Genomic DNA, 24,524 nt, shown 5'->3' on the forward strand with positions numbered 1-24,524 from the left:
CAAACGTATCCGATGCTCGAAGTGGCGCGGGCTAGGCTGGCACGCGTGAACTACGACCTGTTCGGCAACCCGGACCCGACGCCTGCCAAGCCCGTCGGGTCACTGGGTGACGCCCGCGTCGAGGGAGCGCCGCTGGCGGTGCGGATGCGGCCGCGGACGCTGGAGGAGATCGTCGGACAGCAGCACCTCCTCAAGGCCGGCTCGCCGCTGCGGAGGCTGGTGGACGGCCAGCCGATGAGCGTGTTCCTGTGGGGTCCGCCCGGAGTGGGCAAGACCACGCTGGCCTCCATCGTGTCCCGCGCATCGGGGGCGCGCTTCGTCGAGGTCTCGGCCGTGAGTGCCGGCGTCAAGGAACTGCGCACGGAACTGGACAAGGCGCGTCGCGAGCTGGAGCGCGGCAACCCCACCGTGCTGTTCATCGACGAGGTGCACCGCTTCTCCAAGACCCAACAGGACGCGCTGCTGCCGGCGGTGGAGAACCGGATCGTCACCCTGATCGCCGCCACCACGGAGAACCCGTCGTTCTCCGTCATCTCGCCCCTGCTGTCGCGGTCGCTGCTGCTGCGCCTCAAGCCGCTCACCGACGACGACATCGGCGGCCTGATCGACCGTGCGGTCATCGACCAGCGCGGCCTGGACGGCAACGTCACGCTCACCAAGGCCGGTCGCTCGGACCTGGTGCGGATGGCCCAGGGCGACGCCCGGCGTGCGCTGACGTTCCTGGAGGAGTCCGCGGCCAGCGCCGTCGCGCTGGAGACCAACGAGATCACCCCCGACGTCGTGGCCTCGGCCGTGGACCGCGCCACCGTCCGCTACGACCGCGACGGCGACCAGCACTACGACGTCATCAGCGCCTTCATCAAGTCGCTGCGCGGCTCGGACCCGCAGGGTGCGCTGCACTACCTGGCGCGGATGCTGGAGGCGGGGGAGGACCCCAGGTTCGTGGCGCGCCGCCTGATCGTGCACGCGTCAGAGGACGTCGGCATGGCCGCCTCGGGGGTGCTGCAGACCTGCGTGGCCGCGGCCCAGGCGGTGCAGTTGATCGGCATGCCGGAGGCCCGCATCACGCTGGCGCACGCGACGATCGCCCTGGCCACCGCGCCCAAGTCCAACGCAGTGGTCACCGCCATCGGCGAGGCCATCGCCGACGTCCACTCCGGCAAGGGTTTGGAGGTGCCGCCGCACCTGCGTGACGCCCACTACGCCGGGGCGGAGAAGCTGGGGCACGGCAAGGGCTACAAGTACCCGCACGACTACCCGCATGCACTGGTGGCCCAGCAGTACCTTCCGGACGATCTCGTCGGCGCCACCTACTACCGGCCCACCAGCAATGGGGCGGAGGCCGCAGTGGGCGAGCGGTTGGCCGCCATCGAGGAGGTCACTGCCGGCGGGCCCCAGTCAGCTAGAGTTACCGCGAAGCGCAACGAGGAGAGCGAAACATGACCGTTGGAGAGATCGCGGGCCTACTGGCCGCCGTGGCACTGTGCGTGCTGGTGGCCTTCTGCGCCGTGCCGCTGTTCAAGCTCGGCCGGGTCCTGGAGGAGCTCCGGCTCACAGTTCGCGACGTCGGCCACAACTCCGTGCCCATCCTGCAGGAGTTGAAGGGCACCGTCGAGAACACCAACGACGAGATCGCGAAGCTCTCGCTGGTGACAGAGGATCTCCACAAGGTCTCTGGTCACGCCACCGTGGTGAGCGAGAACGCCGCCCAGATGTCCCAGCTGTTCTCCGCCACGCTCGGCGGCCCGCTGGTCAAGACCGCCGCCTTCACCTACGGCGTCCGCTCGGCTCTGAAGGGACGCAAGAAGAAGTGAAGAACCTGTTCTGGCTCCTGGTGGGCGCCGTCCTCACCTGGTTCGTCATCATGAAGGGACGCGCCTTCCTCCACCGCCTCACGCCAGCCGGCGTGGCCCAGCAGGTGGAGAAGACCGGCAACCAGGCCGCCGCCAGCTTCGGTGACTTCTACGCCACCTTCAAGACCTCCATGGCTGCCCGGGAGGCCGAGCTCCGCGAGGAACTCGGCGTCACCGAGAGCAACTGAGAACCCACGCACCACAAGGACAACCACCCATGAAGACCTCCGAGATCCGGAGCCGTTTCATCGACTTCTTCGCGCGCCACGACCACACCGTGGTGCCCAGCGCGTCGCTGCTGTACAACGACCCCACCCTGCTGTTCGTCAATGCCGGCATGGTGCCGTTCAAGCCCTACTTCCTGGGCGACGAGCCCGCCCCCTACAAGCGGGCCGTGTCCGTCCAGAAGTGCGTGCGCACCCTGGACATCGACGAGGTGGGCGTCACCACCCGCCATGGCACCTTCTTCCAGATGAACGGCAACTTCGCGTTCAACGACTACTTCAAGGCCGAGGCCATCGCCTACGCCTGGGAGCTGGTCACCGGCAGCGTCGAGCACGGCAACTGGGGCTTCGACGGCGACCGCATCTGGGTGACCGCCCTCCACGGCGACCAAGAGACCATCGACCTGTGGCAGAAGGTGGGCGTTCCGCGCGAGCACATCCAGGAGCGCGGCCTCAAGGACAACTACTGGCACATGGGAGTACCCGGCCCCGGCGGACCCTGCTCGGAGATCTACTTCGACCGCGGTCCCGAGTTCGGTCCCGACGGCGGCCCCGAGGCCGACGAGGACCGCTTCCTGGAGATCTGGAACCTCGTGTTCCAGACCGAGGAGCTCTCCGAGGTGCGCGCCAAGGACGACTTCGACGTGCTGCGCCCCCTGGCGTCCAAGAACATCGACACCGGCAACGGCCTGGAGCGCACCGCCTACCTGCTGCAGGGCGTGAACAACCTCTACGAGATCGACGAGGTCTTCCCCGTCATCGCGAAGGCCGCCGAGCTCTCCGGCAAGACCTATGGCGCGAACAGCGCCGACGACATCCGGTTCCGCGTGGTGGCGGACCACGTCCGCAGCGCCCTGATGCTGATGACCGACGGCGTCACCCCCGGCAACGAGGCGCGCGGCTACGTGCTCCGCCGCCTCCTGCGCCGCAGCATCCGCGCCATGCGCCTGCTGGGCGTCGGCGACCCGGTACTGGGTGAGTTGCTGCCCGTCAGCCGCGCCCTGATGGGTGTGTCCTACCCGGAGATCCACGAGTCCTGGGACCGGATCTCGCAGGCCGCCGGCGCCGAGGAGGAGTCCTTCCGCCGCACCCTGCAGGCCGGCACCACCATCCTGGACACCGCCGTCGCCACCGCGAAGCAGGAGCACTCCGCCACCCTCGGCGGCGAGAAGGCGTTCCAGCTGCACGACACCTACGGCTTCCCCATCGACCTCACCATCGAGATGGCCGCGGAACAGGGCCTCCAGGTGGACCGGGAACGCTTCAACGCGCTCATGACCGAGCAGAAGGAGCGCGCCCGCGCCGACGCCAAGTCGAAGAAGGGTAGCGCCGCCAGCCTCGAGGCCTACCGCGGCCTGCGCGAGAAGGGTGAGACGCCCTTCCTCGGCTACACCGACCTCGACGTCGAGACCTCCGTCTCCGGAATCATCGCCGACGGCGTCCTTGTGGACCGCGCGGGCGACGGCGACGAGGTGGAGATCGTCCTCGCAGAGACCCCGTTCTACGCGGAGGCGGGCGGCCAGGACTCCGACGCCGGCCGCATCACCGGCGACGGCTTCTCCCTCGACGTGCTCGACGTGCAGCGCCCTGTGCCCGGGCTCGTGGTGCACCGGGTCCAGGTGCTCGGTGAGCTGCCGGCGGGGGCGCACGCCCGCGCCGTCGTCGACGCAGCACACCGCCACTCCGGCTCGCAGGCCCACACCGCCACGCACATCATCCACGCCGCGCTCCGCGAGCTGGTGGGATCCACCGCCACCCAGGCCGGCTCCTACAACAAGCCCGGCTACATGCGCTTCGACTACTCGGCGGCCCAAGGCATGTCCGAGGAGCTGAAGCTCGAGATCGAGCAGCGCGCCAACGAGGCCATCCGGGACTCCTTCGAGGTCACCGCCCAGCAGATGAAGCTGGAGGAGGCGAAGGCGCTCGGGGCGATGGCCATGTTCGGCGAGAAGTACCCGCCGGTGGTGCGGATGGTGGAGCTCGCCGGACCCTGGTCCCGTGAGCTGTGCGGCGGCACCCACGTGCCCAACACCGCCCAGATCGGCGTCCTCAACCTGCTCAGCGAGCAGTCCATCGGATCCGGCGTGCGCCGCGTCGAGGCGCTCGTGGCGCAGGACGCGTTCAGCAAGTTCGCCGCCGAACGCGCGCTGGTCAACACCCTCACCAACACGCTGCGGGTCCAGCCGGACCAGCTCGTGGGCCGGGTGGAGCGGCTCGTCGCCGAGCTCAAGGAGGCGGAGAAGCAACTCGCCGCCGCCCAGGCGCAGCAGCTGCTGTCCCGTGCCGGGGAGCTCGTGGCCCAGGCGCGCGACGTCGCCGGCGTGCGCTACCTCGGGGTGCCCGTGCCGGGTGTCGGTGGGGGAGACCTGCGCACCCTGGCCACGGACCTGCGTGACCGGCTGGGCAGCGGCCCCGCCGTGGTCGCGCTCGTGGGTGGGGGCGACGGCAAGGCCGCGGCCCTCGTCGCCACCAACGACGCCGCCCGCCAGGCCGGCCTCAAGGCCGGACGCCTGATCTCGGTGGCCTGCCAGGCCCTCGGCGGCAAGGGCGGCGGCAAGGACGACATGGCCCAGGGCGGTGGCTCGCAGCCGGAGAACGCGCAGGCCGCGCTGGCCGCCGTCGAGGCCGCCATCCCCGCTGCCCTGGAGAACCGTGGTTGATCTTCCGATCGGGCCGCGCCTCGGCATCGACTGGGGCAAGGCCCGCATCGGGGTGGCCGCGAGCAATCGCGGCACCAGCCTCGCCTACCCGGTGGAGACGGTGCAGGCCGGGGCCGGTGCGCTGCGGCGGATCGGCGAGATCGTGGCCGAGTACGAGCCGGAGATCGTCTACGTCGGGCTGCCCCTCACCCTGAAGGGTGAGCGCAGCTTCTCCGCGCAGTACGTGCTCGAACAGGCGGCCGGCCTGGGGAGCGTGATCGACCCCGCCACCATCCGGCTCGTCGACGAGCGGATGAGCACATCGTCGGCGTCGCGTAACCTTGGGAGAGCGGGGCAGCGCGCCAAGCAGCAGAGAAGTGTGATCGACCAGGCGGCAGCCGTCGAGATCCTGCAGCGCGCGCTGGACCTCGAGATCAGTTCCGGCAACCCGGCCGGCGAGCCTCTGGAAGGAGACGAAGCGTGAGCCCAGCCTTCGTTGACAACGACGGCAACCTCAACTGGCGCAAGATCGGCTACCACGCCCGCAGCGCCTTCGCCGTCCTCCTGTCCACCGCGATCCTGGTGGGGGGCGGCTGGTTCGTCTACAGCAAGATCAACGAGGCCTACGTCTCCTGGCGCACCGCCGAGGACTACATCGGCGAGGGCGTCGACGACATCTCGGTGGTGGTCCCGCTGGGTGCCACGATCACCAACATCGGCGACATCCTCGTCGAGAACGACGTCATCAAGTCCACCGCCACCTTCCGCGACGAAGCGGCCAAGAACCCGGACTCCAACAGCATCCAGGCCGGCCGCTACAACCTCAAGACCCAGATCCCCGCCGCGCTCGCGCTCGAGATGCTGCTTGACCCGGCCAACCTCGAGGTCACCAACATCACCATCCCCGAGGGCATGGCGTTGGGGCAGCAGTGGACCGTCATCACCCGCGACCTGGGCATTCCGCGCGAGGACATCGCGGCCGCGTTCAACAGCGGAGAAGTCGCACTGCCGGAGATGGCGAACGGCAACTTCGAGGGCTTCATGTTCCCCGACACCTACCAGGTGGCCGAGCCCGTGAACCCCCTCCAGATCGCCCAGGCACAAGTGGCCCAGTTCAAGCGGGTCGCCACCGAACTCGAGATCGAGACCCGGGCGTCCCAGGTGGGCATGACGCCGTTCGAGATCATCACCGTCGCCTCCATCATCGAGAAGGAGGTGGCCACCCCCGAGTACCGGCCCATGGTGGCGCGCGCCATCTACAACCGCCTGGACCAGGGCATGAAGCTGCAGGTGGACTCCTCGGTCCACTTCGCACTGGGCGACTTCTCCAAGGTCACCACCACGGCCGAGGACCGCGCCTTCGACTCCCCGTACAACACCTACCTCTACGAGGGCCTGCCGCCCGGCGCCATCAGCAGCCCCGGCCGGGCAGCCATCGAGGCGGCGCTCACCCCGTCGGAGGGTGACTACGTGTTCTGGGTGACGGTCAACCTCGACACGGGGGAGACGCGCTTCGCCGCGACCGCCGAGGAGCACGAGGCCAACGTCGCACTGTTCCAGCAGTGGTGCCAGGCCAATACTGGCCGCTGCGTGTGATGCGCTGCGCAGTCATCGGGGACCCGGCAGCCCACTCACTGTCCCCGGCCATCCACCTCGCCGGCTACGCGGCCAACTCGCTCGACTGGACCTACGACGCCATCACCGTCACCCCCGAGGAACTCGACGGGTTCCTGCAGGGCGTCCTCGATGACCCCGAATGGAAGGGCCTCAGCGTCACGGCCCCCCACAAGGAGGCACTGCTGTCCCACGGTGAGCCGGACCACGTCGCCCGCCTCGTCGGCGGCGGCAACACGCTGGTCAAGGGCGCCGACGGCGTGACCGTCCACAACACCGACGTCCCCGGCTTCGTCCGGGCCTGGCGCCACCACGGGCTCGGAACCCTCAAGCGCGCCGCCGTCGTCGGTAACGGCGCCACCGCGCGCTCGCTGCTGGTGGCGCTGGCCGGGCTGGAGGTGGCCGAGGTGCTCGTGCTGGCGCGCCGGCCCGAGCGGGCAGCCTCACTGATCGAGTTGGGCACAGCCCTGGGTGTCAACACCGAGGCCGTGGCGCTCGACGAGGAACTGCCGGAGTTGGACCTGCTCGCCTCCACCGTGCCCACCGACGCCACCGCACCCCACGCCAACCGCTGGGCAGCGGCGTCGAAGGTCTTGTTCGACGCCGTTTACGACCCGTGGCCGACGCCGCTCGCCAGCGCGGCCGCCGACGGCCAGATGGTGATCACCGGGCTGGATCTGCTGGCCGGCCAGGCGGTCGACCAGTTCTACCTGATGACCGGGAGGCAGGTCACCTTCGCCGACTGCCTATCCGCCGCGGAGGCCGAGCTACGACGTCGCTGACGAACCATGGAAGAATGACGCCCATGCTTCGTTACCTCACCGCCGGCGAGTCGCACGGCCAGGCCCTGATCGCGACGATGGAGGGCATCCCCGCCCATGTCAGGGTCGGAGTACCGGAGATCTCGAAGGCGCTCGCCCGCCGTCGGCTCGGCATCGGCCGTGGCGCGCGGATGAAGTTCGAGGCCGACGAACTCACCCTGCTCGGTGGATTCCGCCACGGCGAGACCCTGGGATCCCCGATCGCCATCATGGTGGGCAACACCGAGTGGCCGAAGTGGGAGCAGGTGATGGCCCCCGGTGAGGTGGATGAGGAGGTCCTCGCCGAGGTGGCCCGCAACGCCCCGCTCACCCGCCCCCGCCCCGGACACGCTGACCTGGCCGGCATGCAGAAGTACGACTTCGACGAGTCCCGCCCCATCCTGGAGCGCGCCTCCGCCCGCGAGACCGCCGCCCGCGTCGCGCTCGGCACCGTCGCGATGGCGTTCCTCGACCAGACCTTGGGCGTCAAGGTGCTCAGCCACGTCGTCGCCCTCGGCCCCGCCGAGAACACCACCGGGGTGATCCCCACGTTCGAGGACCTCGAGGCCATCGACGCCGCCCCCACCCGCTGCTTCGACCCCGAGGCCGCCGCCGCGATGGAGGCCGAGGTGGAGGCCTGCAAGAAGGCCGGCGACACCCTCGGCGGCGTCGTCGAAGTAGTGGTCTGGGGCCTGCCCCCGGGCCTCGGCTCCCACATCCAGGGCGACAAGCGGCTCGACGCGCGCCTGGCGGGTGCCCTGATGGGCATCCAGGCCATCAAGGGCGTGGAGGTCGGTGACGGGTTCGACCTGGCGCGCCGCCGCGGCTCCGCGGCCCACGACGAGATCCTGCCCGGCGAGACCGGCGTCGAGCGCGCCACCCACCACGCCGGCGGTGTCGAGGGCGGCATGTCCACCGGCGAGGTGCTGCGCGTGCGCGCCGCCATGAAGCCCATCTCCACCGTCCCCCGCGCCCTGCGCACCATCGACGTCGCCACCGGTGAGGCGGCCTCCGCCCACCACCAGCGCAGCGACGTCTGCGCCGTGCCGGCGGCCGGCGTCGTCGCGGAGGCCATGGTGGCGCTCGTGCTGGCCGAGGCGGTCCTCGAGAAGTTCGGGGGTGACTCGGTGGCCGAGACCAGGCGCAATGCCGAGTCCTACCTCGCGCACCTGGGTGAGCGTGGACTGCAGGTGCACTCATGAGCATCGTGCTGGTGGGAGCCCCGGGATCGGGCAAGTCCTCCGTGGGCAAGGCACTCGCGGCGGAACTCGGACGCGACTTCATCGATGTCGACTCCCGCATCGAGGACGTCGTCGGCAAGCCCATCCGCGAGATCTTCGCCGACGACGGCGAGGAGCACTTCCGCCAACTGGAGGAGTCCGCCACCCTGGAGCTCATCCAGACCGACGCCATCGTCTCGCTCGGCGGGGGAGCGGTGCTCAGCCGGAAGGTGCGAGACGCCCTCGCCCACCACGACGTGGTCTGGCTGAAGGTCTCCATCGGCCAGGCCACCCGCCGGGTGGGCATGAACACCGTCCGCCCACTGCTCCTCGGCAACGTGCGTGGCCGGCTGATCGAACTGCTGCGCGAACGCACACCGCTGTACGAGGCGGTGGCCACCACCACCATCGACACCGACGACCGCTCGCCCCGCGAGATCGCGGCTGAGCTGGCTGACAGGCGCCGGCCGTGACGGTGCGCGTCGAGTCCAAGGCCGGTCCCTACGACGTCCACATCTCACGCGAGGCCCTGGACCAGTTGCCCGCGCAGCTCGAGGGCGCCGATCGCGTCGCCCTGATCCACTCCGCACCCCTGGAGGACGTGGCCCACCACGTCGCCGGGATGCTCGAAGGCATCCAGGTGTTCCGCATCGAGGTCCCCGACGCCGAGGAGGCCAAGACCCCCGGAACGCTCGCCTGGTGCTGGGACCAGCTCGCAGAGGCCGGCTTCACCCGCAACGACGTCGTCGTCGGGCTCGGCGGGGGCACCGCCACGGACCTGGCAGGCTTCGTCGCCGCCAGCTGGTTGCGCGGTGTCGCCTACGTGAGCGTGCCCACCTCGGTGCTCGGCATGGTCGACGCGGCCGTCGGCGGCAAGACCGGCATCAACCTCTCGGCCGGAAAGAACCTCGTGGGGGCCTTCTACGAACCCCGCGCAGTGATCTGCGACCTCTCGCTGCTGGACAGCCTGCCCGCCGCCGAGGTGCGCGCCGGCATGGCGGAGGTGGTCAAGTGCGGCTTCATCGCGGACCCGCAGATCCTGCGACTGGCCTCCGACGACCTCGCCGACTCATTGGACGTGACCTCCATCCGGTTCGCCGAACTGGTGCGTCGCGCCATCACCGTGAAGGCGGAGGTGGTGGCCGCGGACCTGACCGAGCGCACCTCCGTGGGTGCCGACATCGGCCGCGAAGCGCTCAACTACGGCCACACGCTCGGACACGCCATCGAGGCGCGCGAGAAGTTCACCCTGCGGCACGGGGAGGCCATCAGCATCGGGATGGTGTTCATGGCGGAGGTGTCGCGGCAGCTGCTGGGCCTCGACGACGAGACCGCTGCGCTGCACCGCGAACTGCTCGGCGGCCTCGAACTCCCGCTCACCTATGAGCAGGCAGCCTGGCCGGAGCTGCGGAAACTGATGAGCCTGGACAAGAAGTCCCGTGGCTCGACCCTGCGCCTGGTTGGAATCAGCGCGCAGGGCCGGCCACAGATCATCGCGGACCCGGAGGAGCGGGTCCTCGAGGAGGCCTACGCCTCCCTGGGGTGAGCGCCGTCAGCGGCGGTCCTTGTCATCGTCGGTGAGGTCGTTGAAGGCTTCTGCGGCACTGTCCTTGACGTCCTCGACGCCTTCCTTGAACTTGCCCTTGCCCTGGTCGACACGGCCTTCGGCCTCGAGCTGTTCGTTGTCAGTGAGGTCGCCGACACCTTCCTTGATCTTGCCCTTGGCCTGCTCGGCGGCGTTGGAAATCTTGTCTCCCAATCCCATTGCAACTCCTTCTTCTCGGACCCGTGCGGGCTTGCACGAGACCTCCAATGTACGTCGGGGAGGGGGTCACGACGGGTGGTTCGGTGAGACGGGGTCGCGCACTTTTCGCGCATCGTCGGATCTTGGGTAGACTCTCGCGACGGCCCTGATGGGTTCACCCGGATCGCGGATGAGAGGCGGAAATTGTGGCGTCGACCAATGACCTGAAGAACGGGATGGTGCTCGACCTCGATGGTCAGCTCTGGCAGGTGCAGTGGTTCCAGCACCACAAGCCCGGCAAGGGAAACACCGTCGTTCGTACCAAGCTGAAGCACGTCCTGTCCGGCAAGACCGTGGACCGCACGTTCCCCGCCGACACCAAGGTGGACACCGCCACCGTCGACCGCAGCGAGATGCAGTACCTGTACATGGACGGCGACGACTACGTCTTCATGGACAACACCACCTTCGACCAGCTCATGATCAGCGCGGACGTCGTCGGGGACGCCAAGGACTACCTGCTGGAGAACCAGTCGGCCACCGTCGCCACCCACGAGGGCAACCCGCTGTTCATCGAGATGCCCGCCTCCGTGGAGCTCGAGATCACCTACACCGAGCCCGGCCTGCAGGGCGACCGCTCCAGCGGTGGCACCAAGCCCGCCACACTGGAGACCGGCAAGGAGATCCAGGTCCCGCTGTTCATCACCAACGGCGAGAAGGTCAAGGTGGACACCCGCGACGGTTCCTACCTGGGCCGCGTCACCGGTGGCTGAGGCCCCGCACTACGGCGCCCAGACCAAGGCCCGCAAGGCCGCACTGGACGTCCTGTTCGCCGCGGAGCAGCGCGGCGTGGGCATCGTCGACCTCCTGAACGAGCAGCTGAGCCTCGGGGGCGGAACCGTCCGCGAGCTCACCCGCACCATCGTCCACGGCGTCGCCGAGCACACCGACGAGATCGACGCGCGCATCTCCGCCGCCGTCTCAGATTCGTGGACGCTGGAGCGGATGCCCGCCGTCGACCGTAATCTGGCACGGATCGCAGTCTTCGAACTGGACCACAGCGACGTCCCGGCGTCGGTGGCGATCTCCGAGGCCGTCCGCCTGGCCTCAGACCTGTCCACGGACGAGTCACCGACATTCCTCAACGGCCTGCTCTCACGAGCCGCGGCCGATCCCTTGAAGCCCACTGAAAACTGATCACTGACGAGGTACGCATGAGTTCTCAACCCGCAATCTTGGTTCTGGAGGACGGACGCGTATTTCGTGGTCGATCCTTCGGCGCGGCCGGCGAGGCCTTCGGGGAGCTGGTGTTCTCCACCGGCATGTCCGGATACCAGGAGCTCCTGACCGATCCCAGCTACCACAAGCAGGTGGCCCTCACCACGGCCCCGCACGTGGGCAACACCGGCTGGAACGACGAGGACGACGAGTCCTCCCGCATCTGGGTGGCCGGCTTCGTCGTGCGGGACCCAGCCCCCCGCCCCTCCAACTGGCGCTCAAAGGGCAGCCTCGACGCCGAACTCGCCAGGCAGGGCGTCGTCGGCATCGCCGACGTGGACACCCGCGCGCTGACCCGCCACATCCGGGAGGCCGGCGCCATGCGGGTGGGCATCTCCACCACCGACCTGGACGAGAAGTCGCTGCTGGCCAAGGTGCTGCAGCAGCCCTCCATGGAGGGCGCCGACCTGACCGGCGAGGTCACCATCGACGAGGCCTACGTCATCCCGGCACAGGGCGAGAAGAAGTACAGCGTCGCCGTCATGGACCTCGGCATCAAGTCCATGTCCCTGACGCGCCTGTCCGAGATCGGCATCGAGCAGCACGTGCTACCCGCCACCGCTACCTGGGCCGACGTGGAGGCCATCGGCCCCGACGGCGTGTTCTTCTCCAACGGCCCGGGCGACCCGGCCGCCGCCATCGGCCCCATCTCGGTGCTGAAGAGCGTCCTGGACAACAAGATCCCGTACTTCGGCATCTGTTTGGGCAACCAGCTCTTCGGCCACGCGCTGGGCTTCGGCACCTACAAGCTCAAGTTCGGCCACCGCGGCATCAACGTGCCCGTGAAGGACCTCGCCACCGGCAAGGTCGAGATCACCGCCCAGAACCACGGCTTCGCCGTCGACGCCCCCGTCGGGGAGGACGTCGAGACCCCCTACGGCACCGCCCGCGTCAGCCACGTCTGCCTGAACGACGACGTCGTGGAAGGCCTCGAGCTGCACCGCGACGGACGATGCGTCGGGTTCTCCGTGCAGTACCACCCGGAGGCCGCAGCCGGCCCCCACGACTCCACCCACCTGTTCGACCGTTTCGTCGAGATGCTGGCCGCCAACGCCGGGAAGGAAGCCTGATGCCCCGCCGCCAGGACATTGAATCGATCCTCGTCATCGGCTCGGGCCCGATCGTCATCGGGCAGGCCTGCGAGTTCGACTACTCCGGCACCCAGGCGTGCCGCGTGCTGCGCGAGGAGGGGTTCCGGGTCATCCTCGTGAACTCCAACCCGGCCACCATCATGACGGACCCGGACTTCGCCGACGCCACCTACGTCGAGCCCATCACCACGGAGTTCTTGGAGCGCGTCATCGCCAAGGAGCGCCCCGACGCGGTGCTCGCCACCCTCGGCGGCCAGACCGCCCTGAACGCCGCCATCAAGCTGGACGAGGCCGGCGTCCTCGAGAAGTACGGGGTGGAGCTCATCGGCGCCTCCGTGGAGGCCATCCAGCGCGGTGAGAACCGTGAGGAGTTCAAGGAGATCTGCCTGAACCTCGACGTCCCCGGCGGCCCGCCGGAGGTGGCGAAGTCGTTCATCTGCCACTCCATGGACGAGGTCCTCTCCGCGGCCGACGAGCTCGGCTTCCCCGTCGTCGTGCGCCCCAGCTTCACCATGGGCGGCGTCGGCTCCGGCTTCGCCCACGACGCCGACGAGCTGCGCCAGATCGCCGGCGCCGGCCTGTCCGCCAGCCCCGTCACCGAGGTCCTGATCGAGGAGTCCATCCTCGGCTGGAAGGAGTTCGAGCTCGAGCTCATGCGTGACACCGCGGACAACGTCGTGGTGGTCTGCTCCATCGAGAACTTCGACCCGATGGGCGTCCACACCGGCGACTCCATCACCGTCGCCCCCGCCATGACGCTGACGGACCGCGAGTACCAGCGCATGCGCGATGTCGGCATCGCCATCATCCGCGCCGTCGGCGTCGACACCGGCGGCTGCAACATCCAGTTCGCGATCGACCCCAAGACCGGGCGGATGATCGTCATCGAGATGAACCCGCGCGTGTCCCGCTCCTCGGCGCTGGCTTCCAAGGCCACCGGCTTCCCGATCGCGAAGATCGCCGCCAAGGTGGCCGTCGGCTACACCCTCGACGAGATCACCAACGACATCACCCAGGTGACGCCGGCCGCGTTCGAGCCCGTCATCGACTACGTCATCGTCAAGGTGCCGCGGTTCGCCTTCGAGAAGTTCCCGGCCGCCGACTCCACGCTGACCACCCACATGAAGTCCGTGGGCGAGGTGATGGCCATCGGCCGCAACTTCACCGAGGCGCTGGGCAAGGCCCTGCGCTCCATGGAGGACGCGTCGGCACCCTTCGACTACACCGCCCCGGCCGAGCGCAGCGTCGAGGAGCTCCTCACCGACGCGGCGCGCCCGCACGACGGCCGCATCCGGCTCGTGATGCAGGCCCTGCAGCAGGGTGCCACCACCGAGCAGGTCTACGACGCCACCAAGATCGACCCCTGGTTCGTGCACCAACTCGAACTGCTGCGGGACCTGGCCGCCGAGGTGCGCGACGCCCCCGAGCTCACCGCAGAGGTGCTGCGCAAGGCCAAGAAGCACGGCTACTCCGACGCCCAGATCGCGCAGCTGCGCAACCACAGCACCGACGTGATCCGCGGTGTGCGCTGGGCCCTCGGGATCCGCCCGGTGTTCAAGTCCGTGGACACCTGCGCCGCCGAGTTCGAGGCCCGGACCCCGTACATGTACTCCTCCTATGACGAGGAGACCGAGGTCCCCACCCGCGAGAAGCCCGCCGTGCTGATCCTCGGCTCCGGGCCCAACCGCATCGGGCAGGGCATCGAGTTCGACTACTCCTGCGTCCACGCCACCATGGCGCTGCGGGAGGCCGGCTACGAGGCCGTCATGGTCAACTGCAACCCCGAGACCGTCTCCACCGACTACGACACCTCGGACCGGCTCTACTTCGAGCCGCTCACGGCCGAGGACGTGCTGGAGATCTACCACGCCGAGCTCAAGGCGGGCCCCGTCGTCGGCGTCATCTGCCAGCTGGGCGGCCAGACGCCGCTCAAGCTCGCGCAGACGCTGAAGGACGCTGGCGTGCCGATCCTCGGCACCAGCCCCGAGGCCATCAACCTGGCCGAGGAGCGCGGCGCGTTCGGACGGCTGCTGAGCCGCGCGGGCCTGCCGGCACCCAAGCATGGCATGGCCAGCTCCTTCGCCGAGGCCAAGGAGATCGCCGCCGAGATCGGCTACCCGGTCCTGGTGCGCCCCAGCTACGTGCTGGGCGGGCGCGGCATGGAGATCGTCTACGACGACGCCGCCCTCGAGCGCTACATCAGCAACGCCACCGAGATCACCGAGGACGCACCCGTCCTGGTGGACCGCTTCCTCGACGACGCCGTGGAGATCGACGTCGACGCCCTCTACGACGGCGAGGAACTGTTCCTCGGTGGCGTGATGGAGCACATCGAGGAGGCCGGTGTGCACTCCGGTGACTCCGCCTGCTCGCTGCCCCCCATCACCCTCGGCGACGCCGTCGTGGAGCACATCCGAGAGGCCACCCGCCTGATCGCCGACGGCGTCGGGGTGCGCGGCCTGCTGAACATCCAGTTCGCGCTGCACGCCGACACGGTCTACGTGCTGGAGGCCAACCCGCGCGCCTCCCGCACCGTCCCGTTCGTCAGCAAGGCCAAGGGCATCCAACTCGCCAAGGCCGCCGCCCGCATCATGCTCGGCGAGACCGTCGCGGACCTCCGCGACTCCGGCCTGCTCCCTGCAGAGGGCGACGGCTCCACCACGCGCGCCGGCGCGCCGGTGGCCGTGAAGGAGGCCGTGATGCCGTTCAACCGGTTCCGTACCTCCACCGGCGCGTTCGTCGACACCGTCCTCGGGCCGGAGATGCGTTCCACGGGTGAGGTGATGGGGCTGGCCGACAACTTCGGCACCGCCTACGCCAAGGCCTGGGCCGCCTCCGGTGGCCCCCTGCCCACCAGCGGAACCGTGTTCGTCTCCGTCGCCAACCGGCACAAGCGGCACGCGCTGTGGCCCATCAAGCGGCTCGCGGACCTCGGGTTCAAGCTCCTCGCAACCAGCGGCACCGCCTCCGTGCTGCGCCGCAACGGCGTCGAGGTGACCGAGGTGCACAAGCTCTCCGAGCGCGAGGAGGGCGACACCGCCCCGACCATCGTCGAGCTGATCAGCAGCGGCGAGATCGACTTCGTGTTCAACACGCCCCAGGGCAGCAACGTCGACGGCGCCTCGCCCCGCGAGGACGGCTACCTCATCCGCACCGCGGCCGTGCTGGCCGACGTGCCCTGCGTCACCACCGTCCCCGGCCTCGCGGCCGCAGTGCAGGGTATCGAGGCGCTCCGCCGCGGTGGCCTCGAGGTGGAGTCGCTGCAGGAATGGGCGGCAGCCACCCGATGACCAACCCGTCCGCCCGCACGCGGCTGATGCAGGCCGCCTACACCCTCGGCCTGCGTCCGCTGTTCTTCCGGCTGCGCGGGGGAGACCCCGAGCGGGTGCACGAGGACGTCGTCGGGCTGCTGTCCAAGCTGCCCACGGGCGGCCGCGCTGCCGTGGCGGACCCGGTGACCGTTGCGGGGATCCGGTTCCCCAACCGCGTCGGCCTGGCCGCGGGGATGGACAAGGACGGCCGGGCGGCCGCGGCGTGGGCACGCCTGGGGTTCGGATTCGCGGAACTGGGCACCGTCACCGGCCAGGCCCAGCCCGGCAACGAGAAGCCGCGCGTGTTCCGGCTCAAGGACTCGCGCGCACTGGTCAACCGGATGGGGTTCAACAACTCCGGGGCCGAGGCGATGGCCGAGCGGCTGCACCTGATGGGTGTCCGGCGGGGCAACCACGCCGTCGGGATCCCGCTGGGGATCTCAATCGGCAAGACCAAGGTGGTGCCGCTGGACCGCGCCATCGACGACTACCTGCACTCGCTGCGAGCGCTGGAGCTGTACGCGGACTACTTCGCCATCAACGTCTCCAGCCCGAACACGCCGGGGCTGCGCAACCTGCAGGCCGCCGAGGAACTGGCCGGGCTGCTGGCATCACTGGTGGGGGAGGCTGCCCGGCTCTCCGGCCGCCCGACGCCCATCCTCGTCAAACTGGCCCCGGACCTGGAGCCGGCGCAGCTGCGCGAGACCCTCGCCGTGATCAATGACTCCGGCGCAGCCGGGATCATCGCCACCAACACCACCCTCTCCCGCGAGGGCCTCGCCCCGGCGGACCGGGCAGTGGGGGAGCAGGCAGGGGGTCTCAGCGGGGCACCCCTGACCCAGCGGGCGCTCCGCTTCGTCGACGACGTGGCCACCGGCACCGACCTCCCCGTCATCGGGGTGGGCGGCATCATGGCCCCGGCGGACGCCGGGCGGATGTTCGACGCCGGTGCGCAACTGGTGCAGCTGTACACGGGATTCATCTACGAGGGCACCGCGCTGATCAGCGGGATCCGGGAACTGGAGCGAAATGAGCAGCTACCGAAGCAGGCTTGAGCAGCTGACCGACGGGCGCGGGCGCCTGTGCGTCGGGGTGGACCCGATGCCGTCGGTGCTGCAGGCCTGGGGCCTCGGCGTGGACCTGGCGGGGCTCGAAGCGTGTGCCCGTGGCATCGTCGAGGAACTCGGTGACAAGGTCGCCGTGTTCAAGCCGCAGTCGGCGTTCTTCGAGGCCTTCGGGTCCGCGGGCGTGGCCGTGCTGGAGCGGGTCCTCGCCGACATCCGCGACGCCGGGGCGCTGTCCCTGCTCGACGTGAAGCGCGGCGACATCGGCTCGTCCATGGCCGGCTACGCCACCGCCTACCTCGACGAGGCCTCCCCGCTGCGCGCCGACGCCATCACCCTCAGCCCCTACCTCGGCGTCGGCTCCTTGGCACCCGCCATCGAGCGGGCGGTGGCCGCGGGACGGGGCATTTACGTCCTGGCCCGCACCTCGAACCCCGACGGGCACGCCATCCAGACCGGCACCGTCGACGGCGGCAGCGTCGCCCAGCACGTCGTCGACACCGTCGCCGCGGGCAACCCCGGCTGGGAGCACGCCGTCGGCCTGGTGGTGGGTGCCACCCACGAGGACCTGGGCTGCGACGTCTCTGCGTTCAACGCATCCATCCTGGTGCCAGGGATCGGGGCCCAGGGCGGGACCATCGAGGCCGTCCGGCGGGTCTTCGGCGACGCCTCCGCCCTGGTGCTGCCCACCGCCAGCCGCGAGGTCATCGGCGCTGGTCGGGCCGAACTCGAGGACCGCGCCACGCGCCTGTTGGAGCAGTCCGCGCAGCTCGGCTGACCCCTTCCCGGGCGGGCCGGCACCGAAATCGCACGAACCTTTTGCTTGTTCGCGCTAACAGCCGTTGCGGCGGGCTACATTGCTCCAAAGTGTTGGTACGCCCGACCGAGGGGATCGGGTGTTGTTGAACGGAGTAGACATGGCCATACCGCAGTTGAGCCCCGAGCAGCTCGAGTCCGCCCGAAGCGCCGCAACTGCGGCCAGGCGAGCACGTGCCGAGCTCAAGGAGAAGGTGCGCACCGGGAAGGTGACCCTCGGGCAGGCCCTCGACAGCGCCGCCGAGGACGAGGTCCTCTCGCGCGTCAAGGTGGTCGACCTCCTGCGCGCACTGCCGCGCGTCGGGATCACCCGCTCCCAGGAGATCATGGAGAGCCTCCAGATCGCCCCCAACCGACGCATCCGGGGCCTCGGACGCCACCAGGTGGAACGCCTCAAGGAGATGTTCTCCTGACCCAGTCGCTAGGCTGTCCCGGGTGGACAACAAGAACGCGTCGGTCTGGGTGATCTCCGGCCCCAGTGGGGTCGGCAAGGGAACGGTTTGCGCAGCGTTGCGCAAGCAGCGGCCGGAGGTGTTCTTCTCGGTCTCGATGACCACGCGCAAGCCGCGCCCCAGCGAGACCGACGGGGTGAGCTACCACTTCGTCACCGACGATCACTTCCGCCAACTCATCGACGACGGTGAGATGCTCGAGCACGCGATCGTGCACGGGTTGCACCGCTACGGCACGCCGCGCGCGGCGGTGGAGGATGCGCTGGCCCAGGGCCGCACCGTCGTCCTGGAGATCGACCTGCAGGGCGCCCGGCAGGTGAAGCAGAACCTTCCCGAGGCGAAGCTGGTGTTCCTGCAGCCGCCGTCGTGGGACGAACTGGTCAAGCGGCTGCGGGGCCGCGGCACCGAGGACGAGGAGACCCAGGCTCGCCGGTTGGAGACGGCGAAACTGGAGCTCGAGGCCATGGCCGAGGCCGACGAGGTGGTGGAGAATGACGACGTCGAGGAAACCGTGGCCACTTTGATAAGCTTGATGGGCTTGTGACCACAGGCAGTTTCCGCACACTTTGATCAGAGGTCAACCTTGAGCATCCAACCTGAGGGCATCACCAACCCGCCGATCGACGATCTTCTGGAGTCCATCGACTCGAAGTACCGGCTGGTGATCTTCGCGGCGAAGCGTGCACGCCAGATCAACGCCTACTACTCGCAGCTCGGCGAGGGCCTGCTGGAGAACGTCGGACCGCTCGTGTCCGCAGCTCCGCAGGAGAAGCCGCTGTCCATCGCGCTGCGCGAGATCAAGGACGACCTGCTCGAGTACACCGACATCGATCCCGAGGCCGAGGCTGCTGCCGCGGAAGAGGCCGAGGCGGATCCGGCGTTCGCGTTCGTCGACCCGTTCGCCGACCAGAACCCCGACCCGGCCTCCTGATCACCTCCTGAAGGATTCCCCGCTGCTGGCGGGGTTGGTGGCTTGTTGCCACCCAAAAACACCGATCGTGGCTTGTCGCCACACCTAGGAGAAACACCATGAGTCGACTGTTCACCTCCGAGTCAGTCACGGAGGGACACCCCGACAAGATCGCCGACTCGATCTCCGACGCCGTCCTGGACGCCCTGCTGGAGCAGGACCCGGGCGCCCGCGTCGCGGTCGAGACGCTCGTCACCACCGGACTCGTCGTAGTCGCGGGAGAGGTCAACACCACCGGATTCGCGGACGTCGCGCAGATCGCGCGGCAACGCATCCTCGACATCGGATACACCTCCTCCGCGATGGGTTTCGACGGCGCCTCCTGCGGCGTCTCGGTGGCCATCGGCGCCCAGTCCCCGGACATCGCGCAGGGCGTGGACTCCGCCTACGAGGCGCGCGTCGAGCACGACACCGACGCCGGCAGCCACCAAGGCGCCGGCGACCAGGGCCTGATGTTCGGCTACGCCTGCGACGAGACCCCGTCGCTGATGCCGCTGCCCATCGACCTGTCGCACCGCCTCGCGGAACGCCTCACCCAGGTGCGCAAGGACGGGACGCTGGACTACGTCCGCCCCGACGGCAAGACCCAGGCCTCAGTGGTCTACTCCGACGGCCGCGCGGCCAAGGTCGAGACCGTCGTCGTGTCCACCCAGCACGCCGACGGGGTCTCCCTCGACGATGTCATCCGCCCGGACATCGAACGCCACGTGATCAACCCCGTGCTGGAGCAGTACGGCTTCGCCGCACCGGACCGGGTGCTGGTGAACCCCACCGGAAAGTTCGTCATCGGTGGCCCGATGGGTGACGCAGGCCTCACCGGCCGCAAGATCATCGTCGACACCTACGGCGGCATGGCCCGCCACGGCGGCGGCGCCTTCTCCGGCAAGGACCCCTCGAAGGTGGACCGCTCCGCGGCCTACGCCATGCGGTGGGTGGCCAAGAACGTCGTCGCCGCGGGCCTCGCGAAGCGGTGCGAGGTGCAGGTGGCCTACGCCATCGGCAAGGCCCACCCGGTGGGCTTCTACCTGGACACCTTCGGGACCGAGGCCGTGCCGCACGAGCAGATCCGCGACGCCGTGCTGGCCACCTTCGACCTGCGCCCCGGTGCCATCATCCGCGACCTGGAACTGCTGCGCCCCATCTACCGGGAGTTCAGCGCCTACGGCCACTTCGGCCGCGAGGTCCCGAACGCCACGTGGGAGCGGACGGATCGTGCCGACGCCCTCGCCCGGGCGGTGAAGGGCTAGTCGACTGACATGTCGCAGGACGCGCCAGCGTTGATCGGCGACCCGCAGCCACCCAGGGTGGCGCGGGTCGCCGTCGACATTCCCCTCGCGCACCTGGACCGGTTGTTCGACTACGTCGTGCCCGACGACATGCTCGAGGCCGCAGTGCCGGGCGCCCGGGTCCGCGTCCGGTTCAGCGGCCAACTCCGCGACGGCTGGCTGGTGGGCTTCGGTGAGCCCGAGGCGGGCATGAAACTGTCCAAGCTCCACGCCGTCATCTCACCCGAACCGATCCTGACGCCGGAGCTGTACGACCTCCTGCGCAGCGTCGCCGACCACTACGCCGGCGTGTGGACCGACGTCGCCCGCCTCGCCATCCCGCCCCGGCACAGCGCCACGGAGAAGGCCAACCAGCGCGAGTGGCCGGACCCCGCGCAGCAGGCTGCGCCGACGGTGCTGCCGCGCTTCGACGGCGGCGAGGGGTTCCTCGGCGCCATCGCCTCCGGTGGCAGCCCCCGCGCGTTCTGGCAGGTCCCGGCCACCTCCGCAGCACCCGGTGACCTCCTCGGGGGCGTGGTTGAGGCCGTCTCGGCCACCGTCGCCTCCGGCCGCAGCGCCATCGTCGTGGTCCCGACGGCCCGCGAGCTCGAACAGGCCAAGGCCCGGCTCGCCGCCGCGTTCGGGGCCAACGCCGTCGCCACCCTCAGCGCCGACCTCGGGCGCTCGGCCCGGTACCGCAACTACCTCGCGACGGTGCGGGGCCAGGCAAGGATCGTGGTGGGCACCCGCAGCGCTGCGTTCGCGCCGGTGAAGGACCTGGGTCTGGTGGTGGTGGTGGATGACGGTTCGGACTCGCACGCCGAGCTCCGGGCGCCCTACCCGCACTCCCGCACAGTGGCGGTGCTGCGGACCGTCCAGTCCGGCAGCGCGCTGCTGCTGGCCTCGCACGCCCGCTCCGCCGAGGCGCAGGGCTTCATCGCCTCCGGCTGGCTGCACCCCATCGCGATGACACCCGCCCAGTCCCGCCGGGTGGGGCCGCCGGTCCGGATCGTCGGCGACGACCCGGCGCGTGAACCCACCGCCGCCAGGCTACGGTTGCCGTCGGACGCCTTCCGGTTCCTGCGGGATCGGCTGCCGCAGGGGCCGGTGCTGGTGCAGGTACCCCGCGCGGGCCACTCCGCCTCCCTCAGTTGTCGACGCTGCGGCAACCAAGCGCTGTGCGGCAAGTGCAGTGCGCCGCTCCGGATGCGGTCCAGGGGCGTCACGTCCTGCTCGCTGTGCGGCCACCAGCCGGCGCGCTGGGAGTGCCGGCACTGCCACGGCACCGAATTGCGTTCCACCGTGGCCGGCGCCACACGGACCGCGGAGGAACTCGCCCGGGCGTTCCCCGGGGTGCTGGCCGTCAACAGTTCGGCCGAGTCCATCCGTTCCGAGGTGCCTGACACCTCCGCCATCGTGGTGGCGACCCCGGGAGCCGAGCCCGTCGCCCCGCACGGCTACGCCGGGGTGCTCCTGCTGGACACCGGCCTGATGCTGGCCCGGCCGGACCTGCGGGTGGAGGAGGAGTCGCTGCGACGCTGGCTGAACGCCATCGCCCTGTGCCGCGGCCCGGAGGAGGGCGGCACCGTGGTGGCGGTGGGGACGTCCCAGCACCCGGCGCTGCAGGCGCTGGTGCGCGGCGACGTGGGCGGTTTCATGGAACGCGAACTGGCGGAGCGCACCGACGTGGGGCTGCCGCCGTCGGCGAAGGTGGTGCGCGTGGGCGGTGACCCGGACGCCCTCAACGAGTTCCTGGACAACGACCCCTTCGAGGGTGTCGACATCCTCGGCCCCACCGAACTGCGCGCCGGCCCGGAACCGGAGTTCGCAGCCCTCCTGCGCGTGCCCCTGGAACGGGGCCGGAACTTGGTGTCGCGGGTGAAGGCCGCGGCCGCGATCAGGTCTGCGCGCAAGGAAGGTGGCAGGCTGTACATCCAGGTGGACCCCGAGGTTATGGAGTAGGCATGAAACTGGTCTTCGCAGGAACTCCCGAGGTGGCCCTGCCACCGCTGGAGGCACTGCTCGCCTCCGATCACGAGGTGGTGGCGGTGGTGACCCGCCCGGACGCACCCTCGGGCCGCGGGCGCAGGCTGGCGCCGTCGCCGGTGGGGCAGCGCGCCGAGGAACTGGGCATCGAGGTCCTGAAGCCGGCGAAGCCCTCCGACAAGGAGTTCAAAGCCCGCCTGAAGGAGCTCGCACCCGACGTCTGCCCCGTGGTGGCCTACGGCGGCCTGCTGCCGCAGAGCGTGCTGGACATCCCTCGGCTGGGTTGGGTGAACCTGCACTTCTCACTGCTGCCGCGCTGGCGGGGCGCCGCCCCGGTGCAGCGGGCCATCATGGCCGGCGACGAGGAGATCGGCACGGCCTGCTTCCGGATCGTCAAGGAACTCGACGCCGGTGACGTCTACCGGATGGAGCCGCAGCCGATGCCGGATGCCACCGCCGGGGAGGTGCTGGCCCACCTGGCCGAGTCTGGTGCGGTCCAGTTGCTGGACGCCGTGAACGCGATGGCGGCCGGCGAGCAGCCCGTGCCCCAGCCCCGGGAGGGCATCACACTGGCACCCAAGATCACCGTCGACGAGGCACGGTTGGACTTCTCCCGCGACGCCCGGGCCCTCCGGAACCGCATCATGGCCTGCTCGCCGGACCCGGGTGCCTGGTGCGAACTGGACGGCCAGCGGATCAAGATCTACCGCGCCGCCGTCGCCACCGACGACGTGGCACTGGCACCGGGCGAGCTGTTGCTGCAGAAGAACCGGGTGCTGCTCGGGACCGGTGAGGGCCTCCTCGAACTGCAGGAGGTGCAGGCCGCCGGCAAGAAGCGCATGACCGCGGCCGACTGGGCGCGGGGCGGCCACTCCGGGGCGGTGCTGGCGTGACGAGGACCGCGGCCTCCCCCCGTCGCGTGGCCTTCGACGTGCTGCGCCAGGTCACCGGCGATGACGCGTACGCGAACCTGGCACTCGCCAAACGCCTCGCCTCGGCCGGGCTGGACACCCGCGACGCCGGCTTCGTCACCGAACTGGTCTCTGGCACCTGCCGGCTCATGGGCAGTTACGACCGGATCATCGAGGCCGCCGGCGGTCGCGGGCTCGGCACGCTCCAGCCCGCCGTCGTGGACCTGCTGCGGCTCGGCGCCCACCAAGCCCTCAGCATGGCGGTGCCGGCCCGCGCCGCCGTCACCGAGACTGTCGACCTCGCCCGCGAGACGGTCGGACACCGCGTCACCGGGGTGGTCAACGCCATCCTGCGCAAGGTGGCTGCCAAGTCCCTGGAAGAGTGGGACCGGGCCCTGGGCCTGAACGGCCACCACCCGCAGTGGGTGGCCGACGCCTACGCCGACGTGCTCCCGGAGGACGAGGTGACCGCCGCGTTGGCCGCCAACAACGTCGCCCCCGTGCCGACGCTGGTGGTCCGTCCGGGCCTCCTGGAACGCGACGAACTCGTCGGACTCGGCGCGGAGCCCACCCGGTTCTCCCCGTTCGGAGCAGTCCTCGACGGCCAACCGGCGAGCCTGGAACCGGTGCGCGACGGCCGTGCCGGAGTCCAGGACGAGGGCTCCCAGCTGGTGGCGTGGGCGCTGGCCCTCGCCGAGGCCCCCGAGGGACCATGGCTGGACCTGTGCGCAGGCCCCGGCGGCAAGGCCGCACTGCTGGCGGGGCTCGCCCGCGCGGCGGGTCAGGTGCTGGTGGCCAACGAGGTGGCCGAGCACCGGGCGAAGCTGGTGGAGCAGGCCCTCGCGGCGTACCCGGAGGGCACCGCCGAGGTGGTGTGCTCCGATGGCCGGGACCCGGCAGCGTTCGGGGCACGGGGTCCGTACGCCCGGGTGATGGTGGACGCGCCGTGCACCGGTCTGGGGGCCCTGCGACGTCGCCCGGAGTCGCGCTGGCGGCGCAGCCCTGACGACGTGGGCGAACTCGCCGGGCTGCAGCGGGAGCTGCTGCGCTCGGCCATCGAGGTGACGATGCCTGGGGGAGTGGTGGCCTACGTCACCTGTTCCCCGCACCGCGCCGAGACCCGCGACGTCATCGCCGACGTGCTGGCCGAGGGTCGGGTGGAGCTGCTGGACGCGTCGAAGTTCCTGCCCCCGGACCTCGACGCCGCCGACGGCGACTTCGTGCAGCTGTGGCCCCACCGCCACGGCACTGACGCGATGTTCCTGGCGCTGCTGCGCCGGGTCTGA

The 24,524-nt window shown here is 70.0% G+C and carries 24 protein-coding genes; 23 read left to right on the plus strand and 1 reads right to left on the minus strand.

The window, feature by feature from the left end:
* The first annotated feature begins 45 nt into the window (after positions 1-45).
* The 10 genes from ACYU7G_RS05545 to aroB are packed head-to-tail and all read left to right on the plus strand — an operon-like array spanning position 46 to position 9,896.
* Positions 46-1,443, plus strand: coding sequence for a replication-associated recombination protein A (locus tag ACYU7G_RS05545; protein WP_461105611.1), 1,398 nt, complete (start codon positions 46-48; stop codon positions 1,441-1,443).
* Positions 1,440-1,814, plus strand: a complete 375-nt coding sequence (locus tag ACYU7G_RS05550; RefSeq protein WP_461105613.1) for a DUF948 domain-containing protein — start codon at positions 1,440-1,442, stop codon at positions 1,812-1,814. The genes ACYU7G_RS05545 and ACYU7G_RS05550 overlap by 4 nt, the downstream gene beginning before the upstream one ends.
* A complete protein-coding gene (locus tag ACYU7G_RS05555; protein ID WP_461105615.1) occupies positions 1,811-2,041 on the plus strand; it encodes a hypothetical protein in 231 nt (76 codons plus the stop codon). The genes ACYU7G_RS05550 and ACYU7G_RS05555 overlap by 4 nt, the downstream gene beginning before the upstream one ends.
* A gap of 29 nt (positions 2,042-2,070) precedes the next feature.
* Positions 2,071-4,737: an alanine--tRNA ligase gene (alaS, locus tag ACYU7G_RS05560; RefSeq protein ID WP_461105617.1), complete on the plus strand. Its 2,667-nt coding sequence runs from the start codon at positions 2,071-2,073 to the stop codon at positions 4,735-4,737.
* Complete coding sequence (gene ruvX / locus ACYU7G_RS05565) at positions 4,730-5,200, plus strand: Holliday junction resolvase RuvX (RefSeq protein ID WP_461105619.1); 471 nt, start codon at positions 4,730-4,732, stop codon at positions 5,198-5,200. The genes alaS and ruvX overlap by 8 nt, the downstream gene beginning before the upstream one ends.
* Complete coding sequence (mltG, locus tag ACYU7G_RS05570; RefSeq protein WP_461105621.1) at positions 5,197-6,312, plus strand: endolytic transglycosylase MltG; 1,116 nt, start codon at positions 5,197-5,199, stop codon at positions 6,310-6,312. Before ruvX ends, mltG begins: the two co-directional genes overlap by 4 nt.
* Positions 6,312-7,112, plus strand: a complete 801-nt coding sequence (locus ACYU7G_RS05575) for a shikimate dehydrogenase family protein (protein ID WP_461105623.1) — start codon at positions 6,312-6,314, stop codon at positions 7,110-7,112. The genes mltG and ACYU7G_RS05575 overlap by 1 nt, the downstream gene beginning before the upstream one ends.
* Before the next feature lie 23 nt (positions 7,113-7,135).
* The gene (aroC, locus tag ACYU7G_RS05580; protein ID WP_461105625.1) at positions 7,136-8,332 is read left to right on the plus strand and encodes a chorismate synthase; all 1,197 of its coding nucleotides are present in this window, start codon (positions 7,136-7,138) and stop codon (positions 8,330-8,332) included.
* Positions 8,329-8,823 (plus strand): shikimate kinase, encoded by a 495-nt coding sequence (locus ACYU7G_RS05585; protein WP_461105627.1) that lies wholly within the window; start codon positions 8,329-8,331, stop codon positions 8,821-8,823. Before aroC ends, ACYU7G_RS05585 begins: the two co-directional genes overlap by 4 nt.
* Complete coding sequence (gene aroB, locus ACYU7G_RS05590; RefSeq protein ID WP_461105629.1) at positions 8,820-9,896, plus strand: 3-dehydroquinate synthase; 1,077 nt, start codon at positions 8,820-8,822, stop codon at positions 9,894-9,896. Before ACYU7G_RS05585 ends, aroB begins: the two co-directional genes overlap by 4 nt.
* A gap of 6 nt (positions 9,897-9,902) precedes the next feature.
* Here aroB and ACYU7G_RS05595 read toward each other — a convergent pair whose 3' ends face one another.
* Positions 9,903-10,115 carry a CsbD family protein gene (locus tag ACYU7G_RS05595; RefSeq protein ID WP_461105631.1) on the minus strand — a complete coding sequence of 71 codons (213 nt, stop codon included), beginning with the start codon at positions 10,113-10,115 and terminating at the stop codon, positions 9,903-9,905.
* A gap of 182 nt (positions 10,116-10,297) precedes the next feature.
* Between ACYU7G_RS05595 and efp the strand changes: the two genes are divergently transcribed.
* From efp to ACYU7G_RS05660, 13 genes are all read left to right on the plus strand, one after another.
* Positions 10,298-10,867: an elongation factor P gene (efp, locus tag ACYU7G_RS05600; RefSeq protein ID WP_461105706.1), complete on the plus strand. Its 570-nt coding sequence runs from the start codon at positions 10,298-10,300 to the stop codon at positions 10,865-10,867.
* Positions 10,860-11,291 carry a transcription antitermination factor NusB gene (nusB, locus tag ACYU7G_RS05605; RefSeq protein ID WP_461105633.1) on the plus strand — a complete coding sequence of 144 codons (432 nt, stop codon included), beginning with the start codon at positions 10,860-10,862 and terminating at the stop codon, positions 11,289-11,291. Before efp ends, nusB begins: the two co-directional genes overlap by 8 nt.
* Before the next feature lie 17 nt (positions 11,292-11,308).
* Complete coding sequence (carA, locus tag ACYU7G_RS05610; protein WP_461105635.1) at positions 11,309-12,442, plus strand: glutamine-hydrolyzing carbamoyl-phosphate synthase small subunit; 1,134 nt, start codon at positions 11,309-11,311, stop codon at positions 12,440-12,442.
* On the plus strand, positions 12,442-15,753 hold the full coding sequence (carB, locus tag ACYU7G_RS05615; RefSeq protein WP_461105637.1) for a carbamoyl-phosphate synthase large subunit: 3,312 nt from the start codon (positions 12,442-12,444) through the stop codon (positions 15,751-15,753). Before carA ends, carB begins: the two co-directional genes overlap by 1 nt.
* Positions 15,750-16,829: a quinone-dependent dihydroorotate dehydrogenase gene (locus ACYU7G_RS05620; RefSeq protein ID WP_461105639.1), complete on the plus strand. Its 1,080-nt coding sequence runs from the start codon at positions 15,750-15,752 to the stop codon at positions 16,827-16,829. The genes carB and ACYU7G_RS05620 overlap by 4 nt, the downstream gene beginning before the upstream one ends.
* Positions 16,804-17,616 carry an orotidine-5'-phosphate decarboxylase gene (pyrF, locus tag ACYU7G_RS05625; protein WP_461105641.1) on the plus strand — a complete coding sequence of 271 codons (813 nt, stop codon included), beginning with the start codon at positions 16,804-16,806 and terminating at the stop codon, positions 17,614-17,616. The genes ACYU7G_RS05620 and pyrF overlap by 26 nt, the downstream gene beginning before the upstream one ends.
* A 139-nt stretch (positions 17,617-17,755) precedes the next feature.
* A complete protein-coding gene (mihF, locus tag ACYU7G_RS05630) occupies positions 17,756-18,067 on the plus strand; it encodes an integration host factor, actinobacterial type (protein ID WP_461105643.1) in 312 nt (103 codons plus the stop codon).
* A gap of 13 nt (positions 18,068-18,080) precedes the next feature.
* Positions 18,081-18,650 (plus strand): guanylate kinase, encoded by a 570-nt coding sequence (gmk, locus tag ACYU7G_RS05635; protein WP_461105708.1) that lies wholly within the window; start codon positions 18,081-18,083, stop codon positions 18,648-18,650.
* Between the two features lie 39 nt (positions 18,651-18,689).
* Complete coding sequence (gene rpoZ / locus ACYU7G_RS05640) at positions 18,690-19,037, plus strand: DNA-directed RNA polymerase subunit omega (protein ID WP_461105645.1); 348 nt, start codon at positions 18,690-18,692, stop codon at positions 19,035-19,037.
* 98 nt (positions 19,038-19,135) lie between these two features.
* Entirely contained in the window at positions 19,136-20,323 is a 1,188-nt protein-coding gene (gene metK / locus ACYU7G_RS05645; RefSeq protein ID WP_461105647.1) for a methionine adenosyltransferase, read from the plus strand.
* Positions 20,324-20,332: 9 nt separating this feature from the next.
* Positions 20,333-22,303: a primosomal protein N' family DNA-binding protein gene (locus ACYU7G_RS05650; RefSeq protein ID WP_461105649.1), complete on the plus strand. Its 1,971-nt coding sequence runs from the start codon at positions 20,333-20,335 to the stop codon at positions 22,301-22,303.
* Between the two features lie 2 nt (positions 22,304-22,305).
* Positions 22,306-23,220, plus strand: a complete 915-nt coding sequence (gene fmt / locus ACYU7G_RS05655; RefSeq protein WP_461105651.1) for a methionyl-tRNA formyltransferase — start codon at positions 22,306-22,308, stop codon at positions 23,218-23,220.
* Positions 23,217-24,524, plus strand: a complete 1,308-nt coding sequence (locus ACYU7G_RS05660) for an RsmB/NOP family class I SAM-dependent RNA methyltransferase (protein WP_461105653.1) — start codon at positions 23,217-23,219, stop codon at positions 24,522-24,524. The genes fmt and ACYU7G_RS05660 overlap by 4 nt, the downstream gene beginning before the upstream one ends.

Source organism: Tessaracoccus terricola (assembly GCF_054776555.1).

Bases quoted from the DNA above. Each gene is read 5' to 3' on its own strand.
- ACYU7G_RS05595 (WP_461105631.1), bottom strand. From the start codon at position 10,115: ATGGGATTGGGAGACAAGATTTCCAACGCCGCCGAGCAGGCCAAGGGC.
- fmt (WP_461105651.1), top strand. From the start codon at position 22,306: ATGAAACTGGTCTTCGCAGGAACTCCCGAGGTGGCCCTGCCACCGCTG.
- carA (WP_461105635.1), top strand. From the start codon at position 11,309: ATGAGTTCTCAACCCGCAATCTTGGTTCTGGAGGACGGACGCGTATTT.
- ACYU7G_RS05650 (WP_461105649.1), top strand. From the start codon at position 20,333: ATGTCGCAGGACGCGCCAGCGTTGATCGGCGACCCGCAGCCACCCAGG.
- ACYU7G_RS05550 (WP_461105613.1), top strand. From the start codon at position 1,440: ATGACCGTTGGAGAGATCGCGGGCCTACTGGCCGCCGTGGCACTGTGC.
- ACYU7G_RS05575 (WP_461105623.1), top strand. From the start codon at position 6,312: ATGCGCTGCGCAGTCATCGGGGACCCGGCAGCCCACTCACTGTCCCCG.
- metK (WP_461105647.1), top strand. From the start codon at position 19,136: ATGAGTCGACTGTTCACCTCCGAGTCAGTCACGGAGGGACACCCCGAC.
- alaS (WP_461105617.1), top strand. From the start codon at position 2,071: ATGAAGACCTCCGAGATCCGGAGCCGTTTCATCGACTTCTTCGCGCGC.
- carB (WP_461105637.1), top strand. From the start codon at position 12,442: ATGCCCCGCCGCCAGGACATTGAATCGATCCTCGTCATCGGCTCGGGC.
- ACYU7G_RS05620 (WP_461105639.1), top strand. From the start codon at position 15,750: ATGACCAACCCGTCCGCCCGCACGCGGCTGATGCAGGCCGCCTACACC.
- mihF (WP_461105643.1), top strand. From the start codon at position 17,756: ATGGCCATACCGCAGTTGAGCCCCGAGCAGCTCGAGTCCGCCCGAAGC.
- aroC (WP_461105625.1), top strand. From the start codon at position 7,136: ATGCTTCGTTACCTCACCGCCGGCGAGTCGCACGGCCAGGCCCTGATC.
- ACYU7G_RS05585 (WP_461105627.1), top strand. From the start codon at position 8,329: ATGAGCATCGTGCTGGTGGGAGCCCCGGGATCGGGCAAGTCCTCCGTG.
- pyrF (WP_461105641.1), top strand. From the start codon at position 16,804: ATGAGCAGCTACCGAAGCAGGCTTGAGCAGCTGACCGACGGGCGCGGG.